Origin of the sequence: Nitrosomonas sp. (assembly GCF_021731985.1) — a bacterium.
In the GTDB taxonomy this organism is placed as follows: domain Bacteria; phylum Pseudomonadota; class Gammaproteobacteria; order Burkholderiales; family Nitrosomonadaceae; genus Nitrosomonas.
Genome location: NZ_JAKFWH010000089.1, coordinates 59,961 through 77,385 on the forward strand (window position 1 = coordinate 59,961; position 17,425 = coordinate 77,385).

Annotated in this window: 14 protein-coding genes and 1 pseudogene; 12 read left to right on the forward strand and 3 right to left on the reverse strand. The window is 47.3% G+C overall.

What is annotated here, in order from left to right:
* Window positions 1–16 precede the first annotated feature (16 nt).
* Window positions 17–397: a VOC family protein gene (locus tag QZ942_RS13410; protein ID WP_292996478.1), complete on the forward strand. Its 381-nt coding sequence runs from the start codon at window positions 17–19 to the stop codon at window positions 395–397.
* 104 nt (window positions 398–501) lie between these two features.
* Here QZ942_RS13410 and QZ942_RS13415 read toward each other — a convergent pair whose 3' ends face one another.
* Window positions 502–1,098 carry a hypothetical protein gene (locus QZ942_RS13415; RefSeq protein WP_292996480.1) on the reverse strand — a complete coding sequence of 199 codons (597 nt, stop codon included), beginning with the start codon at window positions 1,096–1,098 and terminating at the stop codon, window positions 502–504.
* Window positions 1,099–1,469: 371 nt separating this feature from the next.
* On the opposite strand from QZ942_RS13415, the gene QZ942_RS13420 reads away from it, so the two are divergent.
* The 6 genes from QZ942_RS13420 (at window position 1,470) to QZ942_RS13445 (ending at window position 5,924) form a co-directional block, all read left to right on the forward strand.
* The gene (locus QZ942_RS13420; RefSeq protein ID WP_292996482.1) at window positions 1,470–1,769 is read left to right on the forward strand and encodes a putative quinol monooxygenase; all 300 of its coding nucleotides are present in this window, start codon (window positions 1,470–1,472) and stop codon (window positions 1,767–1,769) included.
* 26 nt (window positions 1,770–1,795) lie between these two features.
* Window positions 1,796–3,142, forward strand: coding sequence for an FAD-dependent oxidoreductase (locus QZ942_RS13425; protein WP_292996484.1), 1,347 nt, complete (start codon window positions 1,796–1,798; stop codon window positions 3,140–3,142).
* 123 nt (window positions 3,143–3,265) lie between these two features.
* Window positions 3,266–3,871 (forward strand): sigma-70 family RNA polymerase sigma factor, encoded by a 606-nt coding sequence (locus QZ942_RS13430; protein WP_292996486.1) that lies wholly within the window; start codon window positions 3,266–3,268, stop codon window positions 3,869–3,871.
* Window positions 3,871–4,713: a cupin domain-containing protein gene (locus QZ942_RS13435; RefSeq protein ID WP_292996488.1), complete on the forward strand. Its 843-nt coding sequence runs from the start codon at window positions 3,871–3,873 to the stop codon at window positions 4,711–4,713. The genes QZ942_RS13430 and QZ942_RS13435 overlap by 1 nt, the downstream gene beginning before the upstream one ends.
* 204 nt (window positions 4,714–4,917) lie before the next feature.
* A complete protein-coding gene (locus QZ942_RS13440; RefSeq protein WP_292996490.1) occupies window positions 4,918–5,085 on the forward strand; it encodes a hypothetical protein in 168 nt (55 codons plus the stop codon).
* 38 nt (window positions 5,086–5,123) lie between these two features.
* Complete coding sequence (locus QZ942_RS13445; protein ID WP_292996492.1) at window positions 5,124–5,924, forward strand: hypothetical protein; 801 nt, start codon at window positions 5,124–5,126, stop codon at window positions 5,922–5,924.
* Between the two features lie 337 nt (window positions 5,925–6,261).
* Here the strand turns inward: QZ942_RS13445 and glgB are convergent, their stop codons facing one another.
* Window positions 6,262–8,445 carry a 1,4-alpha-glucan branching protein GlgB gene (glgB, locus tag QZ942_RS13450; protein WP_292996494.1) on the reverse strand — a complete coding sequence of 728 codons (2,184 nt, stop codon included), beginning with the start codon at window positions 8,443–8,445 and terminating at the stop codon, window positions 6,262–6,264.
* A gap of 158 nt (window positions 8,446–8,603) precedes the next feature.
* Here glgB and glgC point away from each other — a divergent pair, with 158 nt between their 5' ends.
* The 5 genes from glgC to glgA all read left to right on the forward strand — a co-directional run bounded on the left by glgC (window position 8,604) and on the right by glgA (window position 16,984).
* Complete coding sequence (gene glgC / locus QZ942_RS13455) at window positions 8,604–9,920, forward strand: glucose-1-phosphate adenylyltransferase (RefSeq protein WP_292996496.1); 1,317 nt, start codon at window positions 8,604–8,606, stop codon at window positions 9,918–9,920.
* Window positions 9,921–9,955: 35 nt separating this feature from the next.
* Window positions 9,956–11,659, forward strand: coding sequence for a glycoside hydrolase family 57 protein (locus QZ942_RS13460; RefSeq protein WP_292996498.1), 1,704 nt, complete (start codon window positions 9,956–9,958; stop codon window positions 11,657–11,659).
* A gap of 89 nt (window positions 11,660–11,748) precedes the next feature.
* The gene (locus QZ942_RS13465; protein WP_292996500.1) at window positions 11,749–13,761 is read left to right on the forward strand and encodes an alpha-amylase/4-alpha-glucanotransferase domain-containing protein; all 2,013 of its coding nucleotides are present in this window, start codon (window positions 11,749–11,751) and stop codon (window positions 13,759–13,761) included.
* Between the two features lie 101 nt (window positions 13,762–13,862).
* Window positions 13,863–15,497, forward strand: coding sequence for a glucose-6-phosphate isomerase (pgi, locus tag QZ942_RS13470; RefSeq protein ID WP_292996502.1), 1,635 nt, complete (start codon window positions 13,863–13,865; stop codon window positions 15,495–15,497).
* Between the two features lie 11 nt (window positions 15,498–15,508).
* Window positions 15,509–16,984, forward strand: coding sequence for a glycogen synthase GlgA (gene glgA / locus QZ942_RS13475; RefSeq protein ID WP_292996504.1), 1,476 nt, complete (start codon window positions 15,509–15,511; stop codon window positions 16,982–16,984).
* Window positions 16,985–17,122: 138 nt separating this feature from the next.
* Here glgA and QZ942_RS13480 read toward each other — a convergent pair.
* A pseudogene (locus QZ942_RS13480) lies at window positions 17,123–17,206 on the reverse strand (BolA/IbaG family iron-sulfur metabolism protein); the annotation flags it as partial.
* Between the last annotated feature and the right edge of the window lie 219 nt (window positions 17,207–17,425).

Consider the following 17,425-nt stretch of genomic DNA (forward strand, 5'->3'; position numbering starts at 1 on the left):
AGCAGGAGGGCTTTACATGAATATTAACCCTGTTGGATGGTTTGAAATTTACGTGCAAGATATGGATCGGGCTAAGCGTTTCTATGAATCTGTTTTCCAGGTTAAGCTGGAACGTTTGGACAGTCCTGCAGAAATGAAAATAGAACTGTGGAGCTTTCCGATGGCAGAAGATCAAATGGGTGCATCCGGAGCGCTGGTTAAAATGGAAGACGGGCCGTCCGGTGGAAATGGTGTGCTGGTGTACTTTACGTGTGCAGACTGCGCTGTTGAGGCAGCTCGCGCAACGCCTTCAGGCGGAAAATTAATTCGCGAGAAAATGTCTATTGGTCAATACGGCTTTATCGCTCTGATCGCTGATACGGAAGGCAATATGGTTGGCTTGCACTCCATGCAGTAGTTCGAACTCATTGATACGCAGCTTCTTCCTGCATCTTTCTCTGGAATCATACGCTTAATCAACACCCCATTGCATGAGTGGGGTGTTAGATTGATCGCGATGAATTACTTGTTACGAACGCCGGGACGATTGCGTTCAAGTACCTTAGCAATTGCTTTGGTGTCAAACTGACTCACACCCGCAAGCTCGGCTTGTTGACTAACAATACCAATAAATTTCGTGATCACTTCATCGGGAATATTTCGTCCTTGGTGAATTTTTGGCATGGAACCACGGCATCGATGTCCTGATTCGAGTGTTGCGCCGCTATGCCGTGACGAACCGCCTAAATCATGATCCAGCATCATAGCCAGGCACTGCTCAATCTCCGCCGGCGTTTGGGTCAAATTTCCAAAAAATGATGCAATCTCGCTATCAGCGAGCAAGGCAGGCACTGCAAAGTTGTGTAAAAAAGCCAGAATACCCGGATATCCCCCCAGCCTTGACGCTACCGTACCACTGCCTATTACTAAGCGTAGATCCGTTTCACTGCCCTCGTTGTGTTTGTTTTCGCTGACTCCCGTCTGCTGCACCTGTGCTTTACCCGAATCAGCCAATGCAGAACTTATGCCATCGATTGCAACGAGTCCGCACATTAAAGCAATCGCGAGATATTTAACCCATTCGGCTACGTGATGTTGTTTCGATTGTAAAAAAACCATGACTGTGTCTCCTATCCATTCATTTCAAGTTAATTTGCCCAGTGATAGCAGTTGCCGATACTGGAAATCCATGGAGTTTCCTGAAAGAAATAGCTTCTCCCGATCTCTCCATTGCTTAATACGCGGGAACTTAAAATTTGGATGCAAGAAATTGTAAAAATAAAATTCTTTCTTAAATTTCACTCAATAGAACAAAGGATTTCTACAAGAAAAGTATCTGTTATCAATAACATGCTCAATAACTATGCGCCGCGTGGAATAAAAAAATATCAGCATGCATCCAAACTGCTATTTCCTGCGTATAGGTTAATAGAAGCGCTTGCTTTATTTTTCTGGAATTATTTTAATAACCGAAAGAATGGAGAAATGTTATGCCAAAGAAAACCATCAAAGTCGTTGCCCAAGTGACCGCATTCGCCGATAAAATCGCTGAAGTACAAGCCATATTGCAAGCAATCGTTGCACCGACCCGCTTGGAAACGGGCTGCTTAAGTTATCGATTATTTAGAAATAGCGGTCATCCCGCTGAGTTCTTGTTTATTGAAGAATGGGTTAATGAGAACGCGATTAATGCACACTTCACCACGTCACACATCCGGGACGCACTGGCAAAAGTAACTCCCCTGCTGGCAGTCGCGCCTATCATCGAGAAATATGAATCACTCGCTTAACAAGATAGGTCTAGGAGGAACGATCAATGAACACCAACCTGCAAGAAATAACAGCACAACCGTATCACGGTATTTTCTTAAATGATGGACGAAAATTCAGCAACTGGGGTTCGAGCCGTAGCACGCAACCCGCTGTGTACGTGGAGCCAATCAGCTACGCGGATGTACAAGCAATTGTCCGGAATACGGAGCAATTTCCTACGCCCGTGCGCCCAGTAGGTTCCATGCTATCGGTCACAGAAACCATCGCTAATGACGGTGGCACATTGCTCTGCACACGCAAACTGGATGCAATACTGGGTTTGGAAACCGATGATCAGGGCAGGCATGTGGTCCGGGTGCAAGCGGGATGCCGGTTGAAAAAACTGAGTCTTTGGTTACAGCAGCAAGGCTGGGAAATCCCGTTTCAGGCAGAAATTGGCGAAGCGACTGTCGGCTCAGTCGCGGTAGGAGACACCAAAGAATCGTCCTTGGACGGACCCGGTTATTTTTCCAGTCATGTCGTGGCTATTCTCTCTATCGATGAAAACGGAAGCCTGCAAACATTATCTGACAAACAGGATGCTGCCGCTTTTTATGAATTCAAATGCAGTTTCGGCTTATCCGGCATTGTTGTGGAATGTGTCATCGAAGTGCGCCGGGCCAGCTTATGCAGGGCAGATGTGGATTTAAAAGTGTATGACAGCCCAGAGGCGTTAACCAATGACCTATTGCGTTTGCGCAAAGGTTGCGACGCACTGCTGGCCGTTGTCATCCTGCATCAACTTGCCTGTTTTGTAGAACAACGTTACCGAGCTGGGGCTGGTAACGTAACTCCTGTGCGTTCACAACCCGAATGCGAGCAATATCGCATTGCAAAAAGGCTGGCAATTCAGCGAGGTTTCGATGGCGGCAGCCTGCCGCCATCGAAAGGCATCGTTTTTTCGCGCCATGATTTCATTAACGAGTACTGGCACCCAGGCGAAACGGAAAGCCGCCTGGATTTCCAATACTACGAGCACGATATTGGCAGACTGGAACAAGTCATCACCGAATCGTATCGGTTCACCCAAGCCTTTCAACAAAAAACCGGATTTGCGCCCACCGGTTGGGCCACGTATTTCGTTCATCGCCCTGAAAGAAGATTTAAACCTTACGGTATTTACTCGTGCGGGCCGGGCATTTCCTGCTCGTTCGACCCGATTTATTGCAATCCCAATGACCCGCTTTGGCAGCAATTTTCAAAAGAATACAATCGTCTTGCCATTGATATCTTGGGTGGCAATCCCTCGCCAATCCAAACCCAATGGCTGCGACCCGGCGATGTGCATATTCCGAGAAAATTGGCGCGAAGCCGGTTCACTACGCCCTATTATCAGCAATTTTTAGTGTGACGCCTTTGGCCTAATTCTTTATGAGACACCACACTACTGAATCTCTGCCAATAATATGGTTTAATAAATCTATTGAGTTCCCAGTGAACCGGATTACTCGTGAACGATAAGGTTTAACGATCAGTGACAAATAGTGATACAACATGCTGCGCCACCAGCGTGAATGAAATACAAATGCAAGCTTGGGTCACCGCAATCGCCGGACATGATGAACAAGCATTAGCGGAATTGTATGAAGCGACCCTTGCGCGCGTTTATGGGTTGGCGCTGCGCATCACGCGCAGTCCGCAAGCAGCGGAAGAAGTCAGTGAAGACGTGTATTGGCAAGTGTGGCGCGAAGCGCCGCGTTTCGACGCGCAACGCGGCAATGTCATCGCATGGCTGTTAACGATCACGCGCAGCCGGGCGCTGGATTATTTGCGCAAGCAAGACAGCGTCGAGCTTTGTGAGGAACCGGAGCTGCTGTTGATGCATGAACCGGCTTGTGACGGCGATCCGCAAGATCTGCTCTCCGCCACACAAACGAACCATCAATTGAACCAGGCACTCCAACAACTCGAACCGGTTCAGCGGCAATTGGTGGCACTGGCTTTCTTTCGCGGATTGACGCATGAGGAAATTACTACATTTACGGGAATGGCGCTGGGAACGGTGAAATCGCATATTCGCCGCGCGCTGAAGCAATTACACGATGCGTTGGAAGAAGATTTAATCAAAGGTTTTGAATGATGAAAAAACGCTATTCTTTAGATCCGGCAGATTCGGAACAAGCACAGAAAATAGAATCCGCTTTGCTGGAAGGATTGGAGCCATTACCGCCCAGCGCACAGCAACGCTCAAAAATCCGCGCACAGCTTTTTCAACGCATTCATGCCAGCGCTGCCGCAGAATCGCCGCGCATCACCGTGCGCAGCGAGCAGGGAAAATGGCGCAAGATTCGCCCGGGTGTGCGCGTCAAAACGCTGGACAAAAACACCCGTGCCTTCCTCCTCGATATCGCGCCCGGTGCCAGCCTCCCGATGCACCGCCACCATGAAGATGAAGAATGCGTGGTCCTGCGCGGCTCTGCTAGCCTCGGAGAGCTCAAGGTAAATGCTGGCGACTACCATTTAGCGCGTTCGGGCAGCCGCCATGGCAAGATAGCCTCAGAAACTGGCGCCTTGCTGTACCTAAGAGGAATACCGGTAGGCCATACCGCAGAAGTTGCCCGCGACCTGCTCACCGCCTTTTTACCCGGTGATGGCCATGAATTGATCACCATCCGCGCGAATGAAGGCAAATGGTCGGATCTGGCGCCCGGCGTAGCAAGCAAGCCGTTATTTGATGACGGACAAACTCGTTCCTCGCTGGTACGACTTGCTGCGGATACATCCTGGGCAGCACAATCGCCATGTCTCACACACGATGAAGAATGCTTGTTACTCGAAGGCGATGCTTTTGTCGGCGATACCTTGCTGCAAGCCGGTGACTGGCAACTCGCGCCGACCGGTTCCGAATCCCGTTCGATATCCACTGACAAGGGTGCATTGGTCTTTATGCGGAGTGCGCGCGACAACGCACCACTTCCATAAAGATTTTTCCGATGGCGGAATAGCGAGTAATCTTTACTCCAATCTCATCAAACATCATCTAGGAGCTTGCAGATGAGTAGTACCTGCACAGTTTTCAATTGATAAAAACAGGGCCTTAAGGAATCTGAACAACCCATTTTTGTCATTCCGAACACAGTGAGGAATCTTCTGAATCAACAATATAGATTTCTCGCTATGCCCGACATGACAGTTATTCAGGGTTCACATAGCCTTGAGATCAAGAAAACTCCCGAGATTCGTGAGATTCTTGCGCGCTTAAGAAAATATCGTGGAAAGCTTCCAGCAGATTTTAAGTTTGATCATATCGAGGCGCATGAGCGAGAGTTAGGTATTTCTGTGATATTGTCTTAGTGCTCTGAGATACCACGACTAGCCAATGGAGAAAAATTTTGAATGACTCAATCGGATCGACTACTGGTTTAATCGCGTTCTTTGATATTTTGGGGTATCAAAATCTTTTAAATAACAACCCTGAGATAAACACATCAATATTAGAAATTCTGGATATTATTGAAAATTTGCCGGAAGAAGCAAAAAAGATCCTGGTGGATTCCAGTAAAAAAGCAGAATCTACCTCTAACTCTCAAGTAACTAATAATATTGTTTTTCCGGAAATCAGAAAAACAATCAGTGCGATTAAACATCTTGTATTCTCTGATACTATTTTATTAACTCTTCAATACGATGATACTGATGATGAGCTCGCTATAAGAATGAAACATATGGTTATGCTTGCTATATCAGCAACTGTCGCCGCCCAAATGTTTGCAAAAGGATTGCCAGTGTGTGGTGTGCTTCATAAGGGAGAATTCTTTGTGAAGAATAATTGTTTTGTAGGTAAAGCTATTGTGGATGCTTATCAGCTTTGTAATGAGTTAAATTACTCTGGAGTAGTTTGCAGTCACAAGTTTTCAGAACATTTAGAAAAATTAAGTACAGAAAGCAAAGTACCAGAATACAAACTTGCATTCAGATACTTAACACCTATGAAAAATGAACGAGAAGAAAAGCTTTACAATATTAATTGGCTAATTAATACTAAAAATTTAGATGACATTGAATCAATTGTTCTAAAAGCATTCTGGTCACATAACAAAGATTGTTCAATAGCAGTCGATAAAAGAATTCAAAATACCGCAAAATTGATAAGGAAAATGCTCTTTATAAATTCTCAGCTTGTTAATAAGTAAGTATAGGGAGAAATTGGGAACTAAGCACCAAGTTACTGATTCAACGCTCTAGCTCATGCAATCAAGCTGCGCTGTAAAAATATTTGAAGACACGATGACTTCAATCCTAGAAAAGGAGATTCATGGAAAAGCATCTCTTGAAGATTTTTATGCAAATTAAGCTTTATCAAGAATGAAAGAATAACTCTCAACAAAGTTATTAGAAGGCAACCTTAAAAACTTTGACACTGATCATCCCAATACAAAAACTATGCAAAGTTCTTAAGATGGTGTTTAGGATAAGTTTAAGACACCTCTTTAAAGTGTTTATTCAGATACCCGAGATTGGGCGCGAATCCTACAAAGAAAACACAACCCCCGCTAGCGGCGGCAACGTAATCGCGATCGAATCAGGAAATCCCATCCAGGGCATTGGTACGCTGGCAATATTGCCTAAATTGCCGAGGTTGCTGCCACCGTAATAAGCGGAATCGCTGTTGAAAATTTCCCGGTAAATACCGCTGGCGGGAACACCGATACGATAAGCGCTACGGGGAACCGGAGTGAAGTTGAGAATCACCAATACAAATGCGCCGTCTTTGGCACGCCGCAGGTAGCTGATCACGGATTGATCGGCATCCTGGCAGTCGATCCAACTAAAGCCTTCGGCGGCAAAATCGAGCTGATGCAAGGCCGGGGTGTTTTTATAACACTGATTCAAATCACGGTGTGCGGCCTGAACGCCGGCGTGCTGCTGTTGTTGCAGCAAGGGCCAATCCAGTTCATGGCTCACACGCCATTCCAGTTTCTGGGCGAATTCATTGCCCATGAAATTGAGCTTCTTGCCCGGCCAGGTGGTTTGAAAAACAAACAATAGGCGTACGTTGGCAAATTTCTGCCAAGCATCACCGGGCATTTTGTTGAAGAGAGAGCCTTTTCCATGCACCACTTCATCATGTGAGAACGGCAATACAAAATTTTCCGTATACGCATACAGTTGGCTGAAGGTCAGCTTATCGTGGTGATAGCGCCGATGGACGGGGTCTTGTTGCATATAGGACAGCGTGTCGTGCATCCAGCCCATATTCCATTTCATCGAAAACCCCAGGCCGCCGACATAGGTTGGGCGCGATACGGCCGGCCAAGCGGTGGATTCTTCCGCCAGGGTCAACGCCCCCGGAAATTCCTCGTGCACCATAATATTCAGCTCGCGCAGAAAATCGATCGCTTCCAGATTCTCCCTGCCGCCGTACTTATTCGGCAGCCATTCGCCTTCTTTGCGCGAGTAGTCCAAATACAGCATGGAAGCCACTGCGTCGACACGCAAGCCATCCAGATGAAATTCGGCTAGCCAGTAATGCGCGCTGGATATCAGGAATGATTTGACCTCGTTGCGGCCGTAATTGAAGATATAAGTGCCCCAATCCTGGTGAAATCCAAGGCGCGGGTCTTCATGTTCATACAATGCTGTGCCGTCAAAACGCGCCAGTGCAAAAGCATCTTGCGGGAAATGCGCGGGTACCCAATCGAGGATCACTCCGATATTTTCCTGGTGGCAAGCATCTACGAAGAACCGGAAATCATCGGGCGAGCCGTAGCGGCTGGTAACCGCAAAATAGCCGGTGGTTTGGTAGCCCCAGGATTCATCCAGCGGATGCTCTGAAACGGGCATTAATTCAATATGGGTATAGCCCATTTCCTGCACATAAGGCAGCAGGTGCTGCGCCAATTCCCGGTAGGTATAAAAACGGCCATCCGGATGCCGCTTCCACGATCCGGCATGCATTTCAAGAATATTCAATGGCGCATGCAGCCAATCCCAATTGCTGCGATTCGCTATCCACGTTGCATCGCGCCAATCATAGGCACTAGTGGCAGGCGTCAGTGCCGCCGTATTGGGGCGGAGTTCATAGCGATTGGCATAAGGGTCCGTCTTGAGAACAATTTCCCCGCTATCCCGATTGCTGATCTCGTATTTGTAAAGTGAATCCGGCAACATTCCTGGAATAAACAGTTCCCAGACACCGCTGGCGTGGTGTACCGCCATCGGGTGAATGCGGCCATCCCAACGATTAAAGTCACCGACTACGCTGACACGCCCGGCATTGGGCGCCCATACCGAAAAACGCATGCCGTCGACACCGGCATTCCTGACTTGCTGCGCACCGAGCATCCGGTAAGCCTGCCTCAGTTTACCTTCATTAAACAGATACAAATCATGATCGGAAATCTGCAGTGGAAAAGCATACGGATCATACGTTTCAGAGACAGTATGCTTTGCCCCTTTTTCTTCGACTCGCAACCGATACGGCATATCAGGCGGTAATTCCCCGCGCCATTCAAAAACCCCATGCGGATGAATACGTTTCATCGGCTCAAAACCGATGGCTGTCTTGATCCATACATTCACATCATAGGGACGAAATACGCGCACTAAAGACTGGCCGTGCTCCTTGTGCAATCCAAGATACGCAAATGGATCGTGGAGCTGCGCGTTCAATAGTGCGTTCTGCAATGAATTGGTTTTATGTAGGGTGATCACATTTGATAGATTGGTTAACTGGTATAGAATGGATTATAGCTTGCCTGCCACCTTATACTACTTATACTGCGATTAACAATTAAAATAAAAGTAAGGTATAAGAAAATGCCATAATGCGATACTATATATTGAGATGAATCGGGGAGGGTTACATCGCTATGGATAATAAAGAACGGATGTATGCGAACGAATCCCAAGCAGAGTGCACAACCAGCACACGCTTCCACAACAGTGCAACGCACAATACGCTTGCATTGATATTGGCGGGCGGGCGAGGTAGCCGTTTGCACCAATTGACGGATTGGCGCGCCAAACCGGCAGTTCCTTTCGGCGGCAAGTTCCGCATCATTGATTTCCCGCTTTCCAACTGTGTTAATTCGGGTGTCCGGCGTATCGGTGTCGTTACGCAATACAAGTCACAGAGCCTGATCCGTCATATTCAGCACGGCTGGAGCTTTCTCGATGGACGCTTTAAAGAATTTGTCGAACTGCTACCCGCGCAGCAAAGAACCACAGAAACCTGGTATCAAGGGACTGCCGACGCGGTTTTCCAAAATCTCGATATCCTGCTACGCCACGATCCAAAGTATGTCCTCATTCTGGGAGGAGATCATATTTACAAAATGGATTACAGCAAATTATTGGCTGAACACCTGGAAAAAGGGGCTGACATGACGGTGGCCTGTCTTGAAATTCCACTGCAAGAAGCCAGTGCTTTTGGTGTCATGGGTGTGAATGATGCATGGCAGGTGACCAGTTTTGCTGAGAAACCGGAAAATCCAGCGCCGATCCCCGGTCAACCCCAAAAAGCACTGGCGAGTATGGGAATCTATGTTTTTAATGCGGCATTCCTTTATGAGCAATTAATTCGTGACAGTAAAATTAATGAGTCGTCCCATGACTTTGGTAAAGACCTGATTCCGTATATGGTGCCTCGTTATCGCGTATTTGCACACCGTTTTTTAAACAGTTGCGTGAATATGGCATCGGGAATACCTTATTGGCGCGATGTGGGCACGGTGGACGCTTATTGGGAAGCTAATTTTGATCTGACTACGGTGACCCCGGAACTCAACCTCTACGATGAAGATTGGCCGATTTGGACGCATCAGGAACAGCTGCCTCCCGCCAAATTCGTTTTCGATGATGAAGATCGCCGTGGTCAAGCACTGGATTCTTCCGTGTCAGGCGGTTGCATTATCAGCGGTGCGACGGTGCGCCGTTCTTTGCTATTTTCTAATGTAAAAGTGCGCAGCTATAGCAGTGTCGAAGATTCCGTCATACTACCCAATGTTGAAATAGGCAGATATGCCCGTCTACGACGGGTCGTCGTGGAAAAACAATGTATCATCCCTGAAGGACTGGTGGCAGGATATGATGCAGAGGAAGATCGCAAACGATTCTATGTGACTGAGAAAGGCATCACATTGATCACACCGGAAATGTTAGGGCAGAATATTCATCATGTGCGTTAACTACAGAAAATTTTTATAAGTATTTTCATTTTTACATGAAACAATTAAACCTTGTCGTGTTATGGCACATGCATCAACCGGATTACCGGGATTATGTAACCAAAGAATTTGTTTTACCGTGGGTCTACCTGCATGCCATCAAGGATTATACCGATATGGCCTATCACCTGGAGATGCATCCAAAAACCAAAGCGGTTATCAATTTTGTCCCGGTACTGCTAGATCAATTGGAAGATTTTACTGAACAATTTTCCATAGGACAGATACGCTGCCCTTTGCTGCGTCTGTTGGCCACACCTGAGCTCGAACACATCACCATGCAGGATCGGCTATATTTGTTCGACAGCTGCTTTCTCAGCAATCATGAAACAATGCTAAAACCTTATCCGGCCTATAAACGCCTGCATGAGCTCTATAACACCATGAGCCAGCGCGGCGAGCGGGAATTAACCTACTTTTCCGGGCAATATCTGGCCGATCTGCTGGTGTGGTATCACTTGGCTTGGATGGGCGAAAGTGTGCGCCGGAATAACCAATTCGTGATGCAGTTGATGGCGCAAAGTGAAGGGTTCTCCCATGCGGATCGGCTGCAATTGTTCAATCTGATCGGTGAACTGATCCAGAATTTGATTCCACGCTACCGTAAACTCTCTGAGTCGGGTCAAATTGAATTATCCACCACGCCGCATTATCATCCGCTTGCTCCGCTGATGATCGATTTTTCTTCCGCCCGGGACAGTCAACCCGATGTCGCCTTACCGGCGCATACTATTTATCCGGGCGGACGCGGTCGTGTCGCATTTCATCTGTCCTCGGCAATCACCAGTCACACGCAGCGTTTTAATGAGAAGCCTTGCGGTATCTGGCCTGCTGAAGGCGCCCTATCAACCGCATTATTAAAAATCCTGGCAGAGCAGAATTGCCATTGGAGTGCCAGCGGGGAAGGTGTTCTGGTAAATAGCCTGCGCACCGCTTATCCGGATGCGCCATTGCTGGATCGCAATAGTTATTTATATCACCCCTACCGGATAGCCGGAGAAACTGAGCAAGTCACTTGTTTTTTTCGTGATGATCATTTATCCGATTTGATCGGTTTTGAATATTCCAAATGGTTTGGACGCGATGCGGCGGAAAATTTTATACAATCTCTAGAGCGCGTCTACCATAACACACCGGCTGAAGAAAACCCGGTTGTCAGTATCATTCTGGACGGAGAAAATGCCTGGGAATCGTATCCCTATAACGGATTCTATTTTCTTGACGATCTTTACAGTTTACTCGACAACCACCCGTTTATCCGCACCACAACGTATCGTGACTATATCGCCCGCACTGAAAATAGAGATAATATTACGACATTACCAACACTGGCTGCCGGTAGTTGGGTATACGGAACATTTTCCACCTGGATTGGTGACAAGGAAAAGAATTGCGCCTGGGACATGCTGTGTGCGGCCAAAAATAGTTTTGATCTGGTGATGCAAAGCGATCGGCTGACTGATGAAGAAAAAATCCTAGCCAACCGGCAACTGGCATCTTGTGAAAGCTCCGATTGGTTCTGGTGGTTTGGTGATTACAATCCAGCACATTCGGTGGCCAGTTTCGATCAGTTGTTCAGAAAAAATCTGATTAATCTTTATCTTTTGCTGAAACTACCTGCACCTGCCGCAATACTTGAACCCATTAGCAAAGGGAATGAGCAAACGGAAGAAAGCGGCGCCATGCGGCGATCTTCATAACACCTGATTGATTCCAAACTGCATTACGCAGTGATTGAAATCGGGTTTTCGGTTGCCCAGGTTTTTAAAACGATTACCGGAATAATTGAATGTCACAACCTGTATCGCTACTTTTTGGTGTTCACGCACATCAACCCGTCGGCAATTTTCCCAGCGTGCTGACCGACGCACACTTGCGTTGTTACAAACCTTTTCTACAAGTACTCTATCGCTATCCGGACTTTCGTTTTGCAGTCCATTTCTCCGGTTGGCTGCTTGATTACCTGATGCAATATTATCCCGAAGACATGGCGCTACTTCATGAAATGGTCCTGCGAAAACAAGTCGAGTTGTTCGGCGCGGGCGATACTGAACCGGTTCTGGCGGTTATTCCAAACCGTGACCGGATCGGACAAATTCAAACCTTCTCCAACAAACTGGCAGCAAAGCTAGGGCAACGCCCGCAAGGCGCATGGCTGACAGAACGCGTGTGGGAATCAACCGTAGTCCCGGCACTCGCGGATTGTGGAATCCGTTATGTGATTGTCGATGATTACCATTTTCTCTGTGCTGGCAGAGCACCTGAGGAATTAAATGGTTTTTTCACCACTGAGGAAGATACACGAACACTCGATTTGTTCCCGATTTCTGAAAATCTACGCTATAAAATTCCGTTTTCCCCCGTTGCGGAAACGATCGCTTATCTGGAATCATTGGCAGATAATCATTTGCCAAATTCCAGCGCCGCGGCAATTTATTTTGATGACATTGAGAAATTTGGTATCTGGCCGGAAACCTACCAGTGGGTCTATGAAAAAGGCTGGCTTGAGCAATTTATCCAAGGCGTGCTCGCATCAACAAAAATTTGTACCCGGCACTACAGCGAATACCATGCCAGTGAAAAAACGCGGGGAATTATCTATCTTCCCACAGTATCCTATATTGAAATGAATGAATGGACGCTGCCTGCCCAATCTGCCAATACCTACGCAGATCTGGTACAACAAGCCAAGGCAAGTGGCTGGTATGAACACAAAAAAGCATTCCTGCGCGGCGGCATCTGGAAAAACTTTTTTTCACGTTATCCTGAATCGAACTGGATGCACAAGCGCATGCTAGGGCTTTCTACGCGATTGAATGCATTGCCGGAAAAACATCGTACGAACCTGATGCAACAGAAGCTCTATGAATCTCAAGCCAATGATGCCTATTGGCATGGCCTGTTCGGTGGTTTGTATCTTCCGCATCTGCGACGCGCTGTGTACGGAGCGCTCGTTGAGCTGGAAGCATTGTTGGATGCCCTCATGCCACGTCCAATTTCTCATACCGAAGATACCGATCTGGATGGTGTAAAAGAAGCTTATCACCAAAATGGCATACTTCAAGCGGTCGTAAAACTGGATAGTTTTGCCAGTATTTGTGAATTGGATGCTTACCGGCTGAAACATAACTTCGGCGATACACTGCGCTGTCAGGTCGAACACTATTACCAAAAAATTCAACCGGGTGAGCTTCAGGTATCCAACCATGCTGCCTCGGGAATTGCTTCGGCGCATGACAGAATCAGCTATAAGCACGAGATTAGCGCAGAAGATATCGAAGCGGACGACCATCCCAGAAGTTTGTTTGTAGATCGCTTGGATGGCGTGTTTATCACCTATCGATCCAAAGCTGCAGCACTTGAAAATAATCACTTTCAATCCGAGAATACCGCGTATTCGATTCACAAGCACATCATTCTTGACAGTAATCAGCTACAAGTCGCCTATCGTTTTACCGCCAAAATGGCGCAGGTATTCAGTACCGAAATTAATCTCGCTATGCCAAGCTGCGACGGAATGGGTGGACGTTACATTTACCGGGGAGAGATTCCCGGCGGTTTCGGACAAGTGCTGGAACTGGCTGGTTTGACTGAAATAACACTGGACGATGATACATTAGGCGGCAGTGTCGTGCTCAAAACTTCCTCCCCTGTGACGTTTTTTGCACAACCGCATTTTTCGGTATCACAATCCGAGAGCGGGTTTGAGAAAATTATGCAGGCAACTACACTCTTATTGGAATGGCCGATCACAACGCAAGAATTGGTTATCACCCTGGAGATCAATGCAAGGAAAATGTAGCCGTGCACAGTGTAAAATTAATCCAGTGCGGTTACCCGCTTTAACAAGCGGTCTATGGCGCAATCAATACGATTCATGATCATCAGCGATTAAAGCAAACTATGTCATCTCTTACTCAATCCCCCGCTTGGCTTGCCTTGCAAGCACACCAATCCGCCCTGTCGCAGCAACACTTGCGTGCGTTATTTCAAAATGATCCGCAGCGCTTTGAGAAATTCTCGCTCAGTTTCAATAATATTCTGATCGATTTCGCGAAACAGCCAATCACTCGTGAAACGGTGGACTTACTGCTGGCGCTGGCACATCAGCAACAACTGCCAAGCTGGATTACGCGCATGTTCTCGGGAGAGAAGATCAATTCAACGGAACACCGTGCCGCACTGCATATTGCGCTACGTGGCGAACAACCCATTGAAGTGGATGGCGTAGCGATCATGCCTGAGATTAAGCGGGTATTGAAACAGATGGAGTGCTTTTCAGGCGCCATACACAGTGGCGCACGCAGAGGCTATACCGGAAAAATTTTTACCGATATCGTTAATATTGGCATCGGCGGTTCGGATCTTGGCCCGGTGATGGTGACCGAAGCGCTCAAACCCTATCAATTAAACGGTATCACACCACATTTTGTCTCAAACATTGATGGCGCGCAGCTATCTGAAACGTTGCGGCATCTTGATCCAGCCACAACATTGTTTGTGATTGCCTCGAAAACATTCACCACACAAGAAACGCTCACCAATGCAAATTCTGCGCGACAATGGTTTTTGACTCATGGCGGCAGTGAACAAGATATCGCGCTGCATTTTGTCGCAGTATCCACTAACCGTTCTGCTGTGGAGAAATTCGGCATTAATCCGGATAACATGTTTGAGTTCTGGGATTGGGTGGGCGGGCGCTATTCATTATGGTCAGCGATTGGCTTACCGATTGCTTTGGCTGTCGGCATGGACAATTTTTATTCGTTGCTTGCGGGCGCCCACGAAATGGATCAGCATTTTTTCACAACTCCGTTCGCAGAAAACCTCCCGGTTATGCTGGGTCTGATAGGTGTCTGGCAAATTAATTTTTTCGGTACGTCAGCGCATGCAGTGCTGCCGTATGATCAATCCATGCACCGTTTCCCCGCCTATTTACAACAATTGGAAATGGAAAGTAATGGTAAGCGCATCACTCGTGACGGAGAAGTTGTCGACTATGCGACCGGATCAGTCGTCTGGGGCGAACCAGGAACCAACGGCCAACACGCTTTTTACCAGCTATTGCATCAAGGGACACAAACTGTTCCGGCTGATTTCCTGGCTCCTTGTCAAAGCCATTATCCGCTGGCGCAACATCACCGCATGTTGTTGGCCAATTTCTTTGCCCAGACTGAGGCATTGATGACTGGCAAGGATGAACAGGAAGTGCGTACTGAATTGGCATCACAAGGGTTAAGCGGCGCGTCCCTTGAACAGCTATTGCCGCATAAAATTTTTCCTGGAAATCGTCCAACCACTTCCATTTTGTTCAAAAAACTCGACCCTAAAACATTAGGTGCACTCATTGCACTGTATGAGCATAAAGTTTTTGTGCAAAGCGTGATCTGGAATATCAATCCATTTGATCAATGGGGCGTGGAATTGGGCAAACAACTGGCCGGAAAAATCCTGACCGAACTGAAACAAGACACGACAGTAGTTTCCCACGACGCATCCACTAACGGCTTGATCAATTATTTCAAAGCGAATCAGTAAACATACTCCCCATGCTGTCATCCCAAGAACTCCGCGTTCTGTTTATTACTTCTGAAGTTTTTCCTTTGTGCAAAACCGGCGGCCTGGGCGATGTCAGTGCGGCACTCCCGGCAGCGCTGCGTTCTCTGCAAAACGATGTAAGGCTTCTGCTACCGGGCTACCCGAAAGTTTTGGCCGGTGTTAAATACAAATCCAAGGTGGCCGAGTTCAATTCATTGCCGCAATTTCCGCCCGCCACACTGCTCTCAGCGCGGTTATCACTGAGCAAATCCGAAAACATTCCGGTCTTCGTGATTGACTGCCCTGGGTTATATCACCGCGAAGGCGGCCCTTATATGGACACGCTTGGGCGCGACTGGCCGGATAATGCATTACGTTTTGGCTTATTGTCGAAAATTGGCGCCATTCTATCCAGCGACGCCAGTCCAATTGCCTGGCGCCCGCATATTGCGCATTGTAATGATTGGCAAAGCGGCCTCACCCCCGCTTATCTGCATTATCATCCTGGAAAAAAAGCGGCCACATTGATGACGATCCACAACCTCGCGTTCCAAGGCATCTTTCCACCCGGCAGTGTCATCCAGCTGGGACTGCCTACAGATAGTTTTGATGTCAACGGTGTTGAATATTATGCCAACATGTCATTTCTCAAAGCAGGGCTCTATTATGCCGACCATATCACCACAGTCAGTCCCAATTATGCAGAGGAAATTCAAACCGAACCATTGGGTTTTGGCCTGCAAGGATTACTGGCAACACGTCGGCGCCATCTCACCGGCATTATCAATGGCATCGATACCCGGGAATGGGATCCTGCGACAGATCCCCATTTGGTGAAAAACTACACCAGCAAGAAACTATCCGATAAAGCCATGAATAAAAGCGCTTTGCAACAGCAGATGGGGTTAGCAGTTGATGCCGATATTCCATTATTCGGCGTAGTCAGCCGTTTGAATCACCAGAAAGGCACTGATCTGCTGATACAGATCGCATCTCAACTGGTAAAAATACCCGCCCAACTGGTTGTACTCGGCAGCGATCATGCCGATCTGGAGCACCAATTATCCACATTGACTCAAGCGTACCCCGGCGCAATAGCCGTCCGTATCGGTTTTAATGAGGCCTTATCGCATTTGGTTGAAGCAGGCGCAGATTGCTTCCTGATGCCATCCCGTTTTGAACCCTGCGGTTTGAATCAAATGTATAGCCAGCATTACGGCACGCCGCCAATAGTCCATGCCACCGGCGGCCTGCTGGATACGGTGGTGGATTACACACCGGCAAAGCTTGCCGACGGAAGTGCCAGCGGCTTTTTATTTTACCCAATGACCGCCGACAATCTGCTGAGCACGATAAAACGTGCAGTACTCGCTTATCATAATAAAAAAGTCTGGCAGCGCTTGCAGAAAAACGGCATGGCAAAAGATTTCAGTTGGCATGCCAGCGCAGCGGCTTACCGGGAAATCTATTTGTCGTTGATACCCTAACAGGCTGCGGGAAAACATTTTCGAGGCAATCCATAGTAAGAAAAAAAGCTGCTGGCCAAGGTTATTTGGATTTCCCCCTCCTAGGCATGGCGGCGAATCATTGCGTGTTCCATGCCTTTCAAACGATTCTTCCATTGCCCATGTATGCAGAACAAGCGCATGAACAAACTGCGCCAGCTCATCAGTCAGGATTTCATTGACCATTCGATGACGCCAAGGCAAATCTATACTAACTCTAATTTTCCAACAGAATTACCATATTACAACCACAATATAATTTCAACAGATTGATATTTATAGATTATTTTTTTATTCTTTATAAAAAACAGAGTTAACAAGATTGCAAATCAACTCTCTGTTAACTAAAGAGAAATACCAGTAGAATGAATCCGCCTTGCGATGACGCAAAGTACTTGGATTCAAAACCCCATTTGAGGTATT

Coding starts and splice junctions, on each gene's coding strand:
- glgA (WP_292996504.1), top strand. CDS start 15,509: ATGCTGTCATCCCAAGAACTCCGCGTTCTGTTTATTACTTCTGAAGTT.
- QZ942_RS13465 (WP_292996500.1), top strand. CDS start 11,749: ATGTCACAACCTGTATCGCTACTTTTTGGTGTTCACGCACATCAACCC.
- QZ942_RS13460 (WP_292996498.1), top strand. CDS start 9,956: ATGAAACAATTAAACCTTGTCGTGTTATGGCACATGCATCAACCGGAT.
- pgi (WP_292996502.1), top strand. CDS start 13,863: ATGTCATCTCTTACTCAATCCCCCGCTTGGCTTGCCTTGCAAGCACAC.
- QZ942_RS13435 (WP_292996488.1), top strand. CDS start 3,871: ATGAAAAAACGCTATTCTTTAGATCCGGCAGATTCGGAACAAGCACAG.
- glgC (WP_292996496.1), top strand. CDS start 8,604: ATGGATAATAAAGAACGGATGTATGCGAACGAATCCCAAGCAGAGTGC.
- QZ942_RS13425 (WP_292996484.1), top strand. CDS start 1,796: ATGAACACCAACCTGCAAGAAATAACAGCACAACCGTATCACGGTATT.
- QZ942_RS13410 (WP_292996478.1), top strand. CDS start 17: ATGAATATTAACCCTGTTGGATGGTTTGAAATTTACGTGCAAGATATG.
- QZ942_RS13415 (WP_292996480.1), bottom strand. CDS start 1,098: ATGGTTTTTTTACAATCGAAACAACATCACGTAGCCGAATGGGTTAAA.
- QZ942_RS13420 (WP_292996482.1), top strand. CDS start 1,470: ATGCCAAAGAAAACCATCAAAGTCGTTGCCCAAGTGACCGCATTCGCC.
- QZ942_RS13440 (WP_292996490.1), top strand. CDS start 4,918: ATGACAGTTATTCAGGGTTCACATAGCCTTGAGATCAAGAAAACTCCC.